Raw genomic sequence first — 14,261 nt, forward strand, 5'->3', positions numbered from 1 at the left:
ACCCGCGTGCGCCCTGGCCTCGCGGCCGCTGAACTTGGCGAAGCCTCCCGTTGAACGCAAGTGCGAGAGGCGCGCTATCCCGAAGATGATTCGGGACGCCGCGCGAAGACGCGACGCCCCTGCGCCCGAAGATGATTCGGGACGCCTCCCGGAGGAGCGACGTCCCTGTGCCCGAAGACGATTCTGGACGCCGCCCGGAGAACGGCCCCCGCTCGGGCTCAATCCTGAAGCATGCGCTTCAGGAGCTCGACCTCGTCGTTCAACACGTTGTCCTCGCCGATCAGCTTGTCGATCTTGCGCACTGCGTGCAGCACCGTGGTGTGGTCGCGCCCGCCGAAGCGGCGGCCGATCTCGGGCAGGGAGCGCAGGGTGAGCACCTTCGAGAGGTACATCGCGATCTGGCGCGGCTTGACCACGGCGGCGGTGCGCCGCTCGGACAGGATGTCGGAGCGCGAGACGTTGTAGCGCGAGGCCACCAGCTTCTGGATGTCCTCGATCTTGATGCGCTTGGGCTCGCGGTTCTTCACCAGATCCCGGATCGCGGTCTCGGCGGTCTCCATGGTCACGGCGGCGCCCGTGAGGGTGGCGTGCGCGAGCAATCGGTTCACCGCACCTTCGAGGTCGCGGCCATTGGCGGTGATCGCCCGGGCGACGTAGGTGGCGACCGTGGGCGAAACCTCGAAGTTCGGGTGCGAGACCTGCACGGCGGCGAGACGCGCCGAGAGGATCGAGGCGCGCAGCTGCTCGTCGAGGGTGCCGATCTCGACCACGAGGCCGCCGGCGAGGCGCGAGCGCACCCGCTCCTCCAGGGCTTCGAGTTCGGTGGGCGGCCGGTCCGAGGCGACGACGACCTGGCGGCCGGCATCGATCAGCGCGTTGATGGTGTGGCCGAACTCGGCCTGGATCGACTTGCCCTGGATGAACTGCACGTCGTCGAGGATGAGCAGGTCGATGGCGCGCAGGCGCTCCTTGAAAGCCAGCGCGTTCTGGGTCTTCAGGGCGTTGACGAAGCCGTACATGAAGCGGTCGGCGGTGAGGTAGATCACCCGGCGGCCGGATTCACGGGCGGCGTGGCCGATGCCGTGGAGGAGGTGGGTCTTTCCCAGGCCGACGCCGGCATGGAAGTAGAGCGGGTTGTAGAGCGCGCCCTGTCCGTCGTGGCGGGCAACCCGCTCGGCGGCGGCGTGGGCCAGCGCGTTCGAGCGGCCGACGACGAAGCTCGCGAAGGTGAGGCGGTTGTCGAGGGGTGCGCCGTTCAGGTCGCCGCCGGCTTCCGCGCGGCCCCCCAGCGCGGGCTCACCCTCGGAGACCGAGCTCGTCTCGGCGTGCGAGGGCGCCGTCGAGCCGACGGCCTGGAGCCGGGCCAGAGGGCTCGCGGCGCTGCTGCCGGTCTTGGTCACGCTCGGAACCGGCCGGGCGGCACCGGCGGCGGACGGGCCGCGCACGGAGACGTCGAGCCGCGAGACCGCCTCGACCTCGCTGCGGAAGGTCGTCAGCACCCGGTCGAGGTAATGCGACTCGATCCAGCTCTTCAGGAAACGGGTCGGGACCGTCAGGCGGGCCGTGCCGTCGACGACCTCCACGAGTTCGAGCCGGGCGAACCAGCTCGCGAACACGTCCTCACCCAGTTCCGCCCGGAGGCGCCGCTTCACCCGAGCCCAGGCGGCCACCGTGTCGGGACCACTCACGCCGCTCATGCCCGTCTCGACATTGCCGGACACGCTACCGTCGACATGCATCATCGCTCTCCTCGTGCCGAGAGCGGAGGGCCGCCGACGGAACGTACGCACACTTGACTGACGTCGCGCCCCGCGAGGCATTCGCGAGACCCATACTTCCACCCCGGAGTCAACCCGACCCGGAGGCGCTTTTGTCGATGAGGGAAGCCTATCAACAATAAGCTACGGTTCTCCTAACAACGGGACTTACGGGGACAGCAAAAAAAGCGGCAATTCCGGCACGGGTTTCCGGCATGGAGTCCAGCGAAACACGCCACCTTGTGAACGATTCGCCCTCGACTCCGAGAAGACTCGGATTTGTTGGTTCATCATGACACATCGTTAAGCTACACTCGGGCCGAACGTGTCGCAACAAAACAGATTCCAGGTAGCGTTAACGCTTTATCACTGGAACGGGCCCGGATCGGGACATCCGGCCGGAGAACGATGCACCGAGCCTCGCGGATCGGCCCGTCATTCGGTGCGGCCCATTCGGATCGGCGAAGGCTTCGGGCGGATCCCGTGGCACGTTCCAGCGCGCGACGGCCCGACCGCGCTCATCGAAACGGACGGGGTCCGGCCCCGCATCGTCGGGACACGTGCGGGCAGCGCCGGAAACGAGGCGGGGCCTCAGCGTGCCGCGCGCCGCCGCGCGTTCAACGGCCTCGCCCCGCGCAAACGAAAAAAGCCCGGCATCGCTGCCGGGCTTTCATCGAAACATCCCTGGAGGGAAGGCTCAGGCGGCGAGCGCCTTCACCCGCGCGGCGAGGCGCGAGACCTTCCGGGACGCGTTGTTCTTGTGCACAATGCCGTGCTGGGCGGCCCGCATGATCTCGGGCTCGGCGGCGCGAAGGGCGGTCAGTGCGTTCGACTGATCACCGGTGGCGATGGCCTCCTCGACCTTGCGGACGAAGGTGCGCATGCGGCTGCGACGCGAGCGGTTGACCGCGGTGCGCTTCGCAATCTTGCGGGTCATTTTCTTGGCCGACACGGTGTTGGCCATGGGGCATCCTCGTCACGTTTGAGGCGATCGCGACGAGCCCGCAGGCTGTGATGTCGGTGGATCGCGTGCAGGTTGTTCGGGCAATGGCGAAGCCGACGATCGCGGTTGAACGCGTCCGTCGGCGATGTGCGCTCTATAGACACGCGTTGCCGATCCGTCAACGGAACGTCATCGTGGCGTCGCCGGAACGAGGCCCGCCTGGGCGTGAGCGCCGCCCTAGCATGAGGACATCACCATGCCGAGCGAGTCGGACTTCCCGCCGAGCGAGGCGGACTTGGCGCGGATCGCCCGCCATCGGCCGCACTCCGGCATGGAGACGCCGCGCTTCTCGGGCGTGGCGAGCTTCATGCGCCTGCCGACGCTCGCGCCCGGCGAAGCGCCGGGACGCGTCGATATCGGCCTGATCGGCATCCCGTTCGATGGGGCCACCACCAACCGCCCAGGCGCCCGCCTCGGTCCGCGCGGCGTGCGGGAGGCCTCCACCGGCACTCGGGCGCGCAACGCCGCCACCGGAACCGCGCCCTACGATCTGGCCGCCTGCGCCGATCTCGGGGACGTGCCGGTGAACCCGATCGACGTCGCCGCGACCGCGCGCATCATTGAGGCCTTCTACCGGCCCCTCGCGGAGGCCGGGATCGTGCCGTTGTCGGTCGGCGGCGATCACTTCGTGACCTATCCGGTGCTGCGAGCCCTGGGACGAAAGGCACCGATGGGCCTCGTCCACGTCGATGCCCACAGCGACACCGACGATGGGCAGTACGGCGGCACGCATCTCACCCACGGCACGCCCTTCCGCCGGGCCATCGAGGACGGCGTGCTCGATCCCAGGCGCATGGTGCAGATCGGCCTGCGCGGCAGCATCGATTCGGCGGACGAACTGGATTGGGCGCTGGGGCAGGGGGTGCGCATCATCCCCATGGAGGCGGTGGAGGCACGCGGCCTGGACGCGGTGCTGGCCGAGGCCCGCGCCATCGTGGGCGACGGCCCCACCTATCTCAGCTTCGATATCGACGCCCTCGACCCCGCCTACGCACCCGGCACGGGCACGCCCGAGATGGGGGGCTTCACCGCGCGGGAAGCGCTCCGGATCGTGCGGGGTCTCGGCGGGCTCGACCTCGTCGGCGCCGACGTCGTGGAAGTGGCGCCGCCCCTCGATCCATCCGGCATCACCGCCCTCGCCGGGGCGACGCTGGCCTTCGAGATCCTGTGCCTGCTGGCAGAGGCGGTCGCGGCGCGACGCGCGCGATGATTGACGCCGCCCCGTGCAGCGAGAACCCTGCGGCACCCGATTCGCGAGAGGCCCGCCCCTTGGATTCCGAGATCACCCTCTACCACGCTCCGCAAACCCGTTCGTCAGGCGTGCGCATCCTTCTCGAGGAACTCGGGGCGCCGCACAGGCTCAGCGTCGTCGACCTGAAGGGCGGGAAAGCGCGCGACCCGGCCTATCTCGCGCTCAATCCCCTCGGCAAGGTACCGGTCCTGCGCCACGGCGAGGCGCTCGTGACCGAGCAGGCGGCGATCTACCTCTACCTTGCAGACCTGTTTCCGAAGGCCGGCCTCGCCCCGGCGATCGGCGACCCCCTGCGTGGACCGTACCTGCGCTGGATGGTGTTCTACGGGTCGAGCTTCGAGCCGGCGGTGGTCGACCGCGCCCTGCAGCGCGAGCCGGGCCCGCGGGCGATGTCGCCCTACGGGGATTTCGACGCGGTGCTGTCGACGATCGTGGAGGCCCTGACGCCCGGGCCGTACCTGCTCGGCGAACGCTTCACGGCCGCCGACGTGCTCTGGGGCGCGGCCCTGGGCTGGACCACGAGCTTCAAGCTGGTACCGGAGGAGCCCGCCATCGTGGCCTACCTGAAGCGGGTGCAGGCGCGTCCGGCCGTTCAGACCATCATGGCGGCGGAAGCCGCCCTGTCGGCCGAACTGGAAGCGGCCCGGACCTAATCCGTCCGGCGCCGACCGCTCCGAATCCGTTATCAGCCCGGCGGCAGCGCCGGGATGGCGGTGCGCGCAATCACCTCGGGCGCCGTCGCGGCCGGCGCGAAGGCGGCGATGAGATGCACGCCGATCACCGGACCGAAGACCAGGCTCATCATCACCGCCATGATTAGCGCGACGTTGGCATTGCCGGCGCCGGAGCGCCGGGCCGTGGAGCGGCGCGGCTTGACGCGGACGATCTTCGTGCCGTCCGCTCGACGGAAGCTCAGGGGCCGGACGGGCGCCACACCATCGCGCAGACGCGGAAAGGCGTTCGAGAAGGGAAGAGCGTTCAGGAAAGGCATGGGCTCACCTCGTTCGACCGGCCACCGGGGCCGATCGCGGGCGAGCCCGATCAGACGATCAGGCGCGGGTCACGCGGGCGGCCATCGGCGGCGCGGTCCATCGACTACTGTCGCTGGGCATAGGGATCGGTCGTTCCTGTGGAGCCGCACGAGAGAGCATGGAATGCCGCACGTGCGAACGGTGCCGACATGATGCGGGCGCGGGGGTTAGTCAAGCCTTAACGCGCGAGGGGCGCCCAGGCTCCGCAGCATTTTTCAGAACCCAGGATCAGGTCCCGAGCAGGCCGGCGAAGTGCGCGACGAGGCGGCGTCCGACCTCGTCCTTGTCGAGGGTCGGCCACGTCTCGACGGTGCCGTCGCGGCCGACGAGATGCACCGTGTTGGCGCTGCCGCCCATCACCCCGCCGGCCGGTGAAACGTCGTTCGCCACGATAAGGTCGCAGCCCTTGCGGACGATCTTGGCGCGGGCGTTGTCGAGGACCGAATCGGTCTCGGCGGCAAAGCCCACCACGAGGCGCGGCCGGTCCGTCGTCCTTTGCGCGATGGCGGCGAGGATGTCGGGATTCTCCACGAGGGCGACGGGCGCGGGCGCCGCACCGTCCTTCTTGATCTTCGAGTCGCGGGCCTCCGCCGGGCGCCAGTCGCCCACGGCGGCGGCGAAGATCGCCAGATCCGCCGGGAGCGCCGCCTCCACCGCCGCCAGCATGTCGCGGGCGGTCTCCACAGGCACGACGCGCACGCCGGGCGGATCGGGAATCGAGACCGGGCCCGCGACCAGCGTCACGTCCGCGCCCGCGGCGGCGGCCGCCGCCGCGATGGCATGGCCCTGGCGGCCGGAGGAGCGGTTGGCGAGGTAGCGCACGGGGTCGATCGGCTCGTGCGTCGGGCCGGACGTCACCAGCACCCGCCGGCCGGCGAGCGCACCAGCCTTCGCGGCTTCCGCCGGTTCGCGTCCGGCCAGGAAGCCGAAGCCGGGGGCCGGGCGGGAATCGGTGAGCATCACCTCCACCGCGTCGGCGATCTCGGAGGGCTCGGCGAGGCGGCCGGGGCCGAACTCCGCCTCGGCCATCGCGCCCTCGTTGGGGCCGACGACCCGGACGCCGTCGCCGCGCAGGGTGGCGAGGTTCCGCCGCGTCGCCGGGTGTTGCCACATCCGCACGTTCATGGCGGGCGCGATCAGGATCGGCACGGTGGTGGCGAGCAGCACCGTGGCGGCGAGGTCGGAGGCCTCGCCCGTGGCCATGCGGGCCATCAGGCTGGCGGTGGCGGGCGCCACCACGATGGCGTCGGCGTCGCGCGCGAGCTTGATGTGGCCGATATCGGCCTCCTCCGCCCGGTCGAACAGGTCGGTATGGGCGCGCTCGCCGGCCAGGGCCGCCGCCGCGAGGGGCGTCACGAATTCCTGCGCGCCCGCCGTGAGGAGCGGACGCACCGCCGCCCCGCGCTCGCGCAGGCGCCGGATCAGGTCGAGGGCCTTGTAGGCCGCGATCCCCCCGCCGATGACGAGGAGGATGCGGCGGTTCTGGAGCGGACGGGTCATGGTCGGTAACCCTTCAGGCAGACGAGGCAGGGATTTAGCGGAACGCCATCACCAACGCGCCGATGGCGATGCCCCAGAGTGCCACGGTCGACCAGATCGCGCGGCGGCGCTCGGCGCGGGCGAAGGCGTCGAGGCGGTTGCCGTCGCCCGAGCCGGCCTCGTCGAGGCGCACCATGATCCGGCGCAGGCGCTGGGCGAGGTCGGGGATGTCCGAGATCACGTCGGTGATGGTGAGCGCGGCGCGGCCGAGCCCCTCGACGCGGCCCACGGGCCCGAGGTTGCGCGCGATCCAGGCGCGCACCACCGGCTCGGCCCCGGTCCACATGTCGAGCTGCGGGTCCAGCGAGCGGGCGACGCCCTCCACCACCACCATGGTCTTCTGGAGCATCACCAGCTCGGTGCGGGTGCTCATGTCGAACAGGGCGGTGATGTCGAACAGCAGGGTGAGCACCTTGGCCATCGAGATCTCGTCGGCCTTGCGCTGGTGGATCGGCTCGCCGATCGCCCGGATGGCCTGGGCGAAATCCTCCACCGAATGGTGCGCCGGCACGTAGCCGGCCTCGAAATGCACCTGCGCCACGCGCTTGTAGTCGCGCAGGATGAAGCCGAGCAGGATCTCGGCGAGGAAGCGCCGCTCCCGGTGCCCGAGCCGGCCCATGATGCCGAAATCCACCGCCACCAGGGTACCGGTCGGATCGACGAACAGGTTTCCGGGATGCATGTCGGCGTGGAAGAAGCCGTCCCGGATGGCGTGACGCAGGAAGGACTGGATCACCGCCCGGCCGACCGCCCGCGGATCGTGCCCGGCGGCCAGGATCGCCGCGCGGTCGTTGAGGCGGATGCCCTCGATCCACTCGCTCGCCAGCACGTCGCGGCCGGTCAGTTCCCAGTCGGGCCTGGGCACCCGGAAATCGGCGTCGTCCTTGGTGTTCTGGGCGAGCTCGGACATCGCGGCCGCTTCGAGCCGGAAATCCATCTCCATCATCACCGAGCGGGCGAGGATCTCCACCACCTCGCGGGGGCGCAGGCGCTCGGCCTTCGGCGAGAGGGCGTGCACCACCCGGGCCATGAAGCGCATGACCTGGAGGTCGCGCTGGAAGCGCTCGCGCACGCCGGGGCGCATGATCTTGATCGCCAGCACCCGCTCGGTGCCGTCCGCGTCGAGGACGTGCGCCTTGTGGACCTGCGCGATCGAGGCCGCCGCGATCGACGGGCTGAACGAGACGAAGAGCTGCGCAACCGGCTTGCCCAGCGCCGCCTCGACGACGCGGATCGCGGTCGCCTGCGGAAACGGCGGCACCCGGTCCTGTAGGGTCTCGAGGTCGCGCGCCGCATCCATGCCGACGATGTCGGGGCGGGTCGCCAGGAACTGTCCGAACTTGACGTAGCTCGGCCCGAGCCGCGTCAGGGCCCGCTGCAGCGGACCGGCTCCGCTGCCGAGGCCGGGGCGCTCCAGCATCCGCCCGATCCGCAGCGCGAGGCGCAGGTGCGGCGGCAACTCGGCGGAATCCACGAGGGCGAGCGCGCCCTCGCGGGCGAGCACGTAGCCCACATGGGCACCGCGAAAGAGGTGGAGGACACCGCCGAGCATCAGGCGGTCCGCTCCGTCACGCGCGCTGCCGTCACGAGACCTTCCAGCCCGAATGGATCGCCACGATGCCGCCCGTGAGCGGGCGGTGGCTGACATGGCGGAAGCCGGCCGCCTCGATCATTCCGGCGAAGCGGCCGGGGGAGGGGAACTTGCGGATCGATTCCACGAGGTAGCGGTAGGAATCGGCGTCGCCTGCCACCCGCGCCCCGAGGCGCGGGATCACGTGAAACGAGTAGGCGTCGTAGATCCGGTCGAGCACCGGCAGGTCGACCTTCGAGAATTCGAGGCAGAGGAAGCGGCCGCCGGGCTTGAGCACCCGGTGCGCCTCGGCGAGCGCCCGGTCGATGCGCGGCACGTTCCGGATGCCGAACGCGATGGTGTAGGCGTCGAACCGCTCGGGCGGCAGCGGCAGCGCCTCGGCATTGGCGGTGACGAAGTCGATCCGCCCCGTGAAGCGGTCGCCCGCCCGCTCGGCGCCGACGCGCAGCATCGCCTCGTTGATGTCGAGAACCGTGGTATGGGTCGCCGGGCCACCCGCTTCGAGCGCCCGGAAGGCGATGTCGGCGGTGCCGCCGGCCACGTCGAGGTGGCGGAAGGGCCGGTTGAGCGGCGGCCGCAGCATCGAGATCAGGTGCGACTTCCAGGCGCGGTGCAGCCCGCCCGACATCAGGTCGTTCATGAGATCGTAGCGCTGGGCGACGGAGCGGAACACGTCGTCGACGCGCCCCTGCTTCTCGTCGAGCGCCACGCTCTCGAAGCCGAAATGCGTGCTCGCCGCGGCGCTCTCCACGTCACGCGCCGAACCTTGAGACTGCTTCACCGAACTCATGGACCATCCTCTCGCGCCCGCTCATAGCGAAACGTGGCCGAGATCGCCATGTGCCATCCATCGTCATCGACGGATGGCTCAGCCCCGGCGGAGCCTCGACGTCCCTTCCTCTCCGCGTCGCATGCCCGAGCGTCCCGCACATGCCTGAACTGCCCGAAGTCGAGACCGTCCGCCTCGGCCTCGCGCCCGCCCTGGTCGGGGCGCGTGTCGGCCGGGTCGTCCTGCGCCGGCCGAACCTGCGGTTTCCCTTCCCCGACCGCTTCGCCGAGCGCCTGGAGGGGCGAACGGTGACGGATCTGGCCCGGCGGGCGAAGTACCTCGTCGCGGGGCTCGATTCCGGCGAGTCGCTCATCATGCATCTCGGCATGAGCGGGCGCTTCGACGTGGCCCTGGCCGACGGTCGCAATCTGTCGCCGGGGGACTTCTACCTCGACGGGGCGCTGGGAAACACCAAGCACGACCACGTGGTGCTGGCGCTGTCGAACGGCGCGACGGTGACCTACAACGACGTGCGCCGCTTCGGCTTCATGGACCTCGTGCCCACCGAGGGGCTCGGTAGCTGCCGGCACTTCGCCGGCATGGGCATCGAGCCCCTGAGCGAAGACCTGACGCCGCAGGCGGTGGCGCGGCTGTTCCGGGGCAGGATCACGCCCCTGAAGGCGGCCCTGCTCGACCAGCGCCTGATCGCGGGCCTCGGCAACATCTACGTCTGCGAGGCACTGCACCGCGCCGGGCTGCACCCGGAGGCGCCGGCCGGCTCCCTCGCGAAACCGGACGGGACGCCGACGCCGCGGGCCAAGCGCCTCACCAAGGTCATTCGCGACGTCCTGACCGAGGCGGTGGCGGCCGGGGGCTCGACCCTGCGCGACTACGCCCACACCGATGGCGGCGCGGGCGCGTTCCAGCACGCCTTCCGGGTCTATGACCGCGTCGGCCACGCCTGCGGGACGAAGGGATGCACCGGCACGATCGCCCGGATCGTCCAGTCCGGCCGGTCCACGTTCTATTGCGCGAGCTGCCAGGTGCGCGATCAGCCGAGCACATCCGGCGGAAAAACATCGGCGGCGCGCCCGATCAAATGACCTTTGGCGAGGCGGGACACGGACAGCGCCCGGTCGGCCGCGCTCCCGAGGCTCGCCGTCGTCGCGGCTACCATCCGTGCTGATGTCGCGGCTACCAGCCGCGCTGATCCTCGCCGGTCGGACGACGCCCCTGCGGGGTCAGGCCGTTGATGACCTGCGGCAGGGCCTGGGCGAGTTGGGCCAGCAGATCGTCGCGGTTCAGGCTGGTGCGCTGCGCCAGGGTGTCGACGGTGTCCGGACCGAGGGCGTCGGCGAGCCGGTCGGGCGCCACAGGGCGGTTCTCGCCGTGGCCGATCCAGGATTCCATGACGTCGCCGAGGCCGCCGCTCTGGAAGCGGTCGATCAGCCCGTCGAGGCCGCCATGGCCGTCGCCCGGCCCACCATCGCGCCGCGCCTCGGAGCCGGCACCCGGATCGCGTTCGCCGCCGCCGGCCCGGTCGCCCGGCCCGTCGAGCATGCCGGACAGGTCGCTGAAATCGCCCTCGCGCGACGCGGGCTCCGCTCGGTCCGCATCATGCCTGCGATCCCAGCCCCCATCGGAACCGCCGCCGGACGGGCCGCGCGGGTCCTGTCCGAAGCCTCCGATATCCCCATCGTCGCCGTGCCGCGGAGCCGGCGCCTCATGGTGGCGCCCGCCGCCGAGCAGATCCCCGAGTCCGCCGGCCCCCTTCGACATCAGCAGCATCAGCAGCGCCTGGACGATGGGCGACATCGCCCCGCCGAGGCCCCCACTGCCTTGGCCGCCCCCGTGTCCGCCACGCTCGGGCTCGCGCCCGCCGCCGAGAACCTGTCCGAGGACACCGCCGATGACCTGATCGAGCAGACCCATGTTCGTCTCTCCTGAATGGAACGCCGCCTGCGTGAACGCGTCGTCCGGCGCGTGACCGGCCGGTCAGTCGCGCCGGGTGCCGCCGATGGCGGCGCGGTCCCGGGCGGGAAGGTGGTCGAGGGGATTCGTCCGGGCACCGGACGCCCGGGCGCCGGAAGTCTTCGCGTCGGAAGCCATGATGGACGTCGTCGCCGAGAGGGCTCTGGGCGGCGCGACCTGTCCGGTCGGCCGGTCCGCCGCGCCGGCGCCCGCGCCGTCACGTCCAGGAAGCGTCGCCGGCGTCGGCTGGTCGTTCGGGTTCGCCGCGCTCTGCGCCGCGGCGGGCTGCGCCAGGAAGGGCGCGGCGAGGAAGCCGAACGCCGCCGAGGTCGCGAGACCACCGAGGAACAGGGCGGTGACGGCCGAGCCGGCGCGGGGCCGGAACGGAGAGCGGGGAAGGCGGGCCAAGGTCACGGGGCGATCTCCGGGTGCGGCGGGGCACGTGATGCCAAACCAAGCCCCGGCGCGGGGCAAGGGTTCCGGCCCACCCGTCCCGCGACCGGGGATCAGCCGCGCTTGCGGCCGCCGCCACCCTTGTATTTCGGCTTCTGCCCGCCGAGTCCCTGCGTCGAGCGCGCCTTCGGCCGCTCCTGCCAGACGGGCGATCCGACGGGCAGCTCGCGGTCGGTCCCCGGCCCCATATTGTCGAGGGTCGGCTTCGAGATCCGGCTGCCTTTGGCGCCGTAGCGACCGGCCTCGCGCTCCACGTCGCCCTGGCGCGCCATCGGGTCGTCGGAGACGAGGAGTTCGGTGGCCTGGAGGCGCTTGAGCTCGTCGCGCAGGCGCGCAGCCTCCTCGAAGTCGAGATCGGCGGCCGCCGTGCGCATGCGCTTCTCGAGGTCGGCCATGACCGCCTTGAGGTTGTGGCCGATGGTGACGGCGTTCTTGGCGAGCCCGGTATCCACCTGGACGTGATCGCGCTCGTAGACGCTGTCGAGGATGTCGGCGATGCCGCGCTTCACGCTCTGGGGCGTGATGCCGTGCTCCTCGTTATAGGCGAGTTGCTTGACGCGCCGCCGCTCGGTCTCGGCCATCGCCCGCTCCATCGAGCCAGTGACCTGATCGGCGTAGAGGATGCAGCGGGCCTCCGCGTTGCGGGCCGCGCGCCCGATGGTCTGCACCAGCGAGGTCTCCGAGCGCAGGAAGCCCTCCTTGTCCGCGTCAAGGATGGCGACGAGGGCGCATTCCGGGATGTCGAGGCCCTCGCGCAGCAGGTTGATGCCGATCAGCACGTCGAAGGCGCCCAGACGTAGGTCCCGGATGATCTCGATGCGCTCCAGGGTGTCGATGTCCGAGTGCATGTAGCGCACCCGGACGCCGTTCTCGTGCAGGTACTCGGTCAGGTCCTCGGACATGCGCTTGGTGAGCGTGGTCACGAGGGTGCGGTAGCCGGCTTGCGCCACCTCGCGCACCTCGCCCAGGAGGTCGTCCACCTGGGAGCGGGCGGGGCGGATCTCGATCACCGGATCGACGAGGCCGGTGGGGCGGATGACCTGCTCGGCGAAGACGCCGCCGGTCTGCTCCATCTCCCACTTCGCCGGCGTGGCCGAGACGTGGATCGATTGCGGGCGCATCGCGTCCCATTCCTCGAACCGCAGCGGGCGGTTGTCGAGGCAGGAGGGCAGGCGGAAGCCGTACTCGGCGAGCGTCGCCTTGCGGCGGAAGTCGCCCTTGTACATGCCGCCGATCTGCGGAACCGTGACGTGGCTCTCGTCGGTGAAGACCAGGGCGTTGTCGGGCAGGTACTCGAACAGGGTCGGGGGCGGCTCGCCGGGCTTGCGGCCGGTGAGATACCGCGAATAATTCTCGATGCCGTTGCAGGCGCCGGTGGCCTCGATCATCTCGATGTCGAAGGTGCAGCGCTGCTCGATGCGCTGGGCCTCGATGAGCCGGCCCATCTTGGAGAGTTCGTCCACCCGCAGCTTCAGCTCGGTCTTGATGCCCTTGATCGCCTGCTGAAGGGTCGGGCGCGGCGTGACGTAGTGCGAGTTGGCGTAGACCTTCACGAACTTGAGGTCGTTGATCTTCTTGCCGGTGAGCGGGTCGAACTCGGTGATCGACTCGATCTCGTCGCCGAACAGGCCGATGCGCCAGCCGCGATCCTCCAAGTGGGCGGGCCAGAGTTCGATCACGTCGCCGCGCACCCGGAAGGTGCCGCGCGCGAAGTCGGACTGGATGCGCTTGTATTGCAGCGCCACGAGGTCGGCGATGAGCTGGCGCTGCTCGATCTTCTCCTCCAGCGAGACCGTGAAGGACATCGCCGTGTAGGTCTCCACCGAGCCGATGCCGTAGATGCACGAGACCGAGGCGACGATGATGACGTCGTCTCGCTCCAGCAGGGCGCGGGTGGCGGCGTGGCGCATCCGGTCGATCTGCTCGTTGATCGAACTCTCCTTCTCGATGAAGGTGTCCGAGCGCGGCACGTAGGCCTCCGGCTGGTAGTAATCGTAATACGAAACGAAATACTCCACCGCGTTGTCGGGGAAGAAGCTCTTGAATTCGCCGTAGAGCTGCGCCGCCAGCGTCTTGTTCGGCGCCAGGATCAGGGCCGGGCGCTGGGTCTCGGCGATGATCTTGGCCATCGTGAAGGTCTTGCCCGAGCCGGTGACGCCGAGCAGCACCTGATCGCGCTCGGCCTTCCGCACGCCGTCCACGAGTTCGGCGATGGCGCGGGGCTGGTCGCCCGCCGGCTCGAACTCGGATTTCAGCGTGAAGGCGAGGCCACCCTCGGATTTCTTCGGCCGCTCCGGACGATGCGGCGTCCAGGTCTTGCCGTCCCTGAACAGCGGGTTGCCCTCGGTGAGGAGGCGCGAGAGCGCGTCCACCGTGGCCGAGACCCCGTCCGTGGCGAGCGAAGTCTCGCCGTCATCCGCGAGCCCCTCCGGGGCCGGCCCGTCCTCCGGCGCGCGCAGGCCGAGGGCCTGGGCGAGGCGCGGGTCGACATCGGCGGCCTCGGCGTGCATGAACGCCGCCTGCGGCGCCTCGGCCAAGCCTCTCTCGGTCGCGCCGTCCTTGCCCATGGCCGCCGGCTTCCTCGCGCGGCCGGGCGGCTTGCCGGCGGGACGGGGCGGGGCGGGCTCGACCGGCGGCAGGCGATTCCGATTCAGCGCGGGGCTGAGCAGCGCGGCCAGATGCTCGTCGAGCGGCTGAAGCTCCGGCTTCGACGCCTGGGAATTCGGCATCCTGGCGCCGGCGGCCTTCGTGCCGGATACCTTCGTGCCGGCGATCTTGGCGCTCGGGGCATCGACCGGCGTGACGTGGGGCTTCTTGGGACTCGGCATGGTGCAAGTATGGTTCCTGCCCTCCGCTTGGAAAAGGGCCCGGACCGGCAGGATTTGGCCCCGCGAC

12 protein-coding genes are annotated in these 14,261 nt (G+C 70.5%); 3 read left to right on the top strand and 9 right to left on the bottom strand.

Going from position 1 to position 14,261, the window contains the following annotated elements:
* Positions 1 to 218 precede the first annotated feature (218 nt).
* Entirely contained in the window at positions 219 to 1,739 is a 1,521-nt protein-coding gene (dnaA, locus tag MKK54_RS10660) for a chromosomal replication initiator protein DnaA (RefSeq protein WP_244010763.1), read from the bottom strand.
* Positions 1,740 to 2,454: 715 nt separating this feature from the next.
* Positions 2,455 to 2,721: a 30S ribosomal protein S20 gene (gene rpsT, locus MKK54_RS10665; RefSeq protein WP_056190238.1), complete on the bottom strand. Its 267-nt coding sequence runs from the start codon at positions 2,719 to 2,721 to the stop codon at positions 2,455 to 2,457.
* Positions 2,722 to 2,956: 235 nt separating this feature from the next.
* Here rpsT and speB point away from each other — a divergent pair, with 235 nt between their 5' ends.
* Positions 2,957 to 3,970, top strand: a complete 1,014-nt coding sequence (gene speB, locus MKK54_RS10670) for an agmatinase (protein ID WP_244010764.1) — start codon at positions 2,957 to 2,959, stop codon at positions 3,968 to 3,970.
* 59 nt (positions 3,971 to 4,029) lie between these two features.
* Entirely contained in the window at positions 4,030 to 4,665 is a 636-nt protein-coding gene (locus MKK54_RS10675) for a glutathione S-transferase family protein (protein WP_279597292.1), read from the top strand.
* 32 nt (positions 4,666 to 4,697) lie between these two features.
* Here MKK54_RS10675 and MKK54_RS10680 read toward each other — a convergent pair whose 3' ends face one another.
* The 4 genes from MKK54_RS10680 to ubiE all read right to left on the bottom strand — a co-directional run bounded on the left by MKK54_RS10680 (position 4,698) and on the right by ubiE (position 8,963).
* The gene (locus MKK54_RS10680) at positions 4,698 to 5,003 is read right to left on the bottom strand and encodes a hypothetical protein (protein ID WP_244010766.1); all 306 of its coding nucleotides are present in this window, start codon (positions 5,001 to 5,003) and stop codon (positions 4,698 to 4,700) included.
* 268 nt (positions 5,004 to 5,271) lie between these two features.
* A complete protein-coding gene (locus MKK54_RS10685; protein ID WP_244010767.1) occupies positions 5,272 to 6,543 on the bottom strand; it encodes a bifunctional phosphopantothenoylcysteine decarboxylase/phosphopantothenate synthase in 1,272 nt (423 codons plus the stop codon).
* A gap of 34 nt (positions 6,544 to 6,577) precedes the next feature.
* Positions 6,578 to 8,134, bottom strand: coding sequence for a 2-polyprenylphenol 6-hydroxylase (ubiB, locus tag MKK54_RS10690; RefSeq protein ID WP_244010768.1), 1,557 nt, complete (start codon positions 8,132 to 8,134; stop codon positions 6,578 to 6,580).
* A 31-nt stretch (positions 8,135 to 8,165) separates the two neighbouring features.
* Complete coding sequence (gene ubiE / locus MKK54_RS10695; protein ID WP_244010769.1) at positions 8,166 to 8,963, bottom strand: bifunctional demethylmenaquinone methyltransferase/2-methoxy-6-polyprenyl-1,4-benzoquinol methylase UbiE; 798 nt, start codon at positions 8,961 to 8,963, stop codon at positions 8,166 to 8,168.
* Positions 8,964 to 9,103: 140 nt separating this feature from the next.
* Between ubiE and mutM the strand changes: the two genes are divergently transcribed.
* Positions 9,104 to 10,045 (top strand): bifunctional DNA-formamidopyrimidine glycosylase/DNA-(apurinic or apyrimidinic site) lyase, encoded by a 942-nt coding sequence (gene mutM / locus MKK54_RS10700; RefSeq protein ID WP_244010770.1) that lies wholly within the window; start codon positions 9,104 to 9,106, stop codon positions 10,043 to 10,045.
* A 91-nt stretch (positions 10,046 to 10,136) separates the two neighbouring features.
* On the opposite strand, the gene MKK54_RS10705 is transcribed toward mutM, so the two are convergent.
* The 3 genes from MKK54_RS10705 to uvrB all read right to left on the bottom strand — a co-directional run bounded on the left by MKK54_RS10705 (position 10,137) and on the right by uvrB (position 14,194).
* Entirely contained in the window at positions 10,137 to 10,874 is a 738-nt protein-coding gene (locus MKK54_RS10705; RefSeq protein WP_244010771.1) for a YidB family protein, read from the bottom strand.
* 63 nt (positions 10,875 to 10,937) lie between these two features.
* Entirely contained in the window at positions 10,938 to 11,327 is a 390-nt protein-coding gene (locus MKK54_RS10710; protein WP_244010772.1) for a hypothetical protein, read from the bottom strand.
* A gap of 92 nt (positions 11,328 to 11,419) precedes the next feature.
* Positions 11,420 to 14,194: an excinuclease ABC subunit UvrB gene (uvrB, locus tag MKK54_RS10715; RefSeq protein WP_244010773.1), complete on the bottom strand. Its 2,775-nt coding sequence runs from the start codon at positions 14,192 to 14,194 to the stop codon at positions 11,420 to 11,422.
* Positions 14,195 to 14,261: the final 67 nt, after the last annotated feature.

The sequence above is a fragment of the Methylobacterium sp. J-068 genome (assembly GCF_022829445.1).
Taxonomy (GTDB): Bacteria; Pseudomonadota; Alphaproteobacteria; order Rhizobiales; family Beijerinckiaceae; genus Methylobacterium.

What these genes read in the sequence shown, in the direction of transcription:
- dnaA (WP_244010763.1), bottom strand. Translation starts at nt 1,739, where the DNA reads ATGCATGTCGACGGTAGCGTGTCCGGCAATGTCGAGACGGGCATGAGC.
- rpsT (WP_056190238.1), bottom strand. Translation starts at nt 2,721, where the DNA reads ATGGCCAACACCGTGTCGGCCAAGAAAATGACCCGCAAGATTGCGAAG.
- speB (WP_244010764.1), top strand. Translation starts at nt 2,957, where the DNA reads ATGCCGAGCGAGTCGGACTTCCCGCCGAGCGAGGCGGACTTGGCGCGG.
- MKK54_RS10680 (WP_244010766.1), bottom strand. Translation starts at nt 5,003, where the DNA reads ATGCCTTTCCTGAACGCTCTTCCCTTCTCGAACGCCTTTCCGCGTCTG.
- MKK54_RS10685 (WP_244010767.1), bottom strand. Translation starts at nt 6,543, where the DNA reads ATGACCCGTCCGCTCCAGAACCGCCGCATCCTCCTCGTCATCGGCGGG.
- ubiB (WP_244010768.1), bottom strand. Translation starts at nt 8,134, where the DNA reads ATGCTCGGCGGTGTCCTCCACCTCTTTCGCGGTGCCCATGTGGGCTAC.
- ubiE (WP_244010769.1), bottom strand. Translation starts at nt 8,963, where the DNA reads ATGAGTTCGGTGAAGCAGTCTCAAGGTTCGGCGCGTGACGTGGAGAGC.
- mutM (WP_244010770.1), top strand. Translation starts at nt 9,104, where the DNA reads ATGCCTGAACTGCCCGAAGTCGAGACCGTCCGCCTCGGCCTCGCGCCC.
- MKK54_RS10705 (WP_244010771.1), bottom strand. Translation starts at nt 10,874, where the DNA reads ATGGGTCTGCTCGATCAGGTCATCGGCGGTGTCCTCGGACAGGTTCTC.
- uvrB (WP_244010773.1), bottom strand. Translation starts at nt 14,194, where the DNA reads ATGCCGAGTCCCAAGAAGCCCCACGTCACGCCGGTCGATGCCCCGAGC.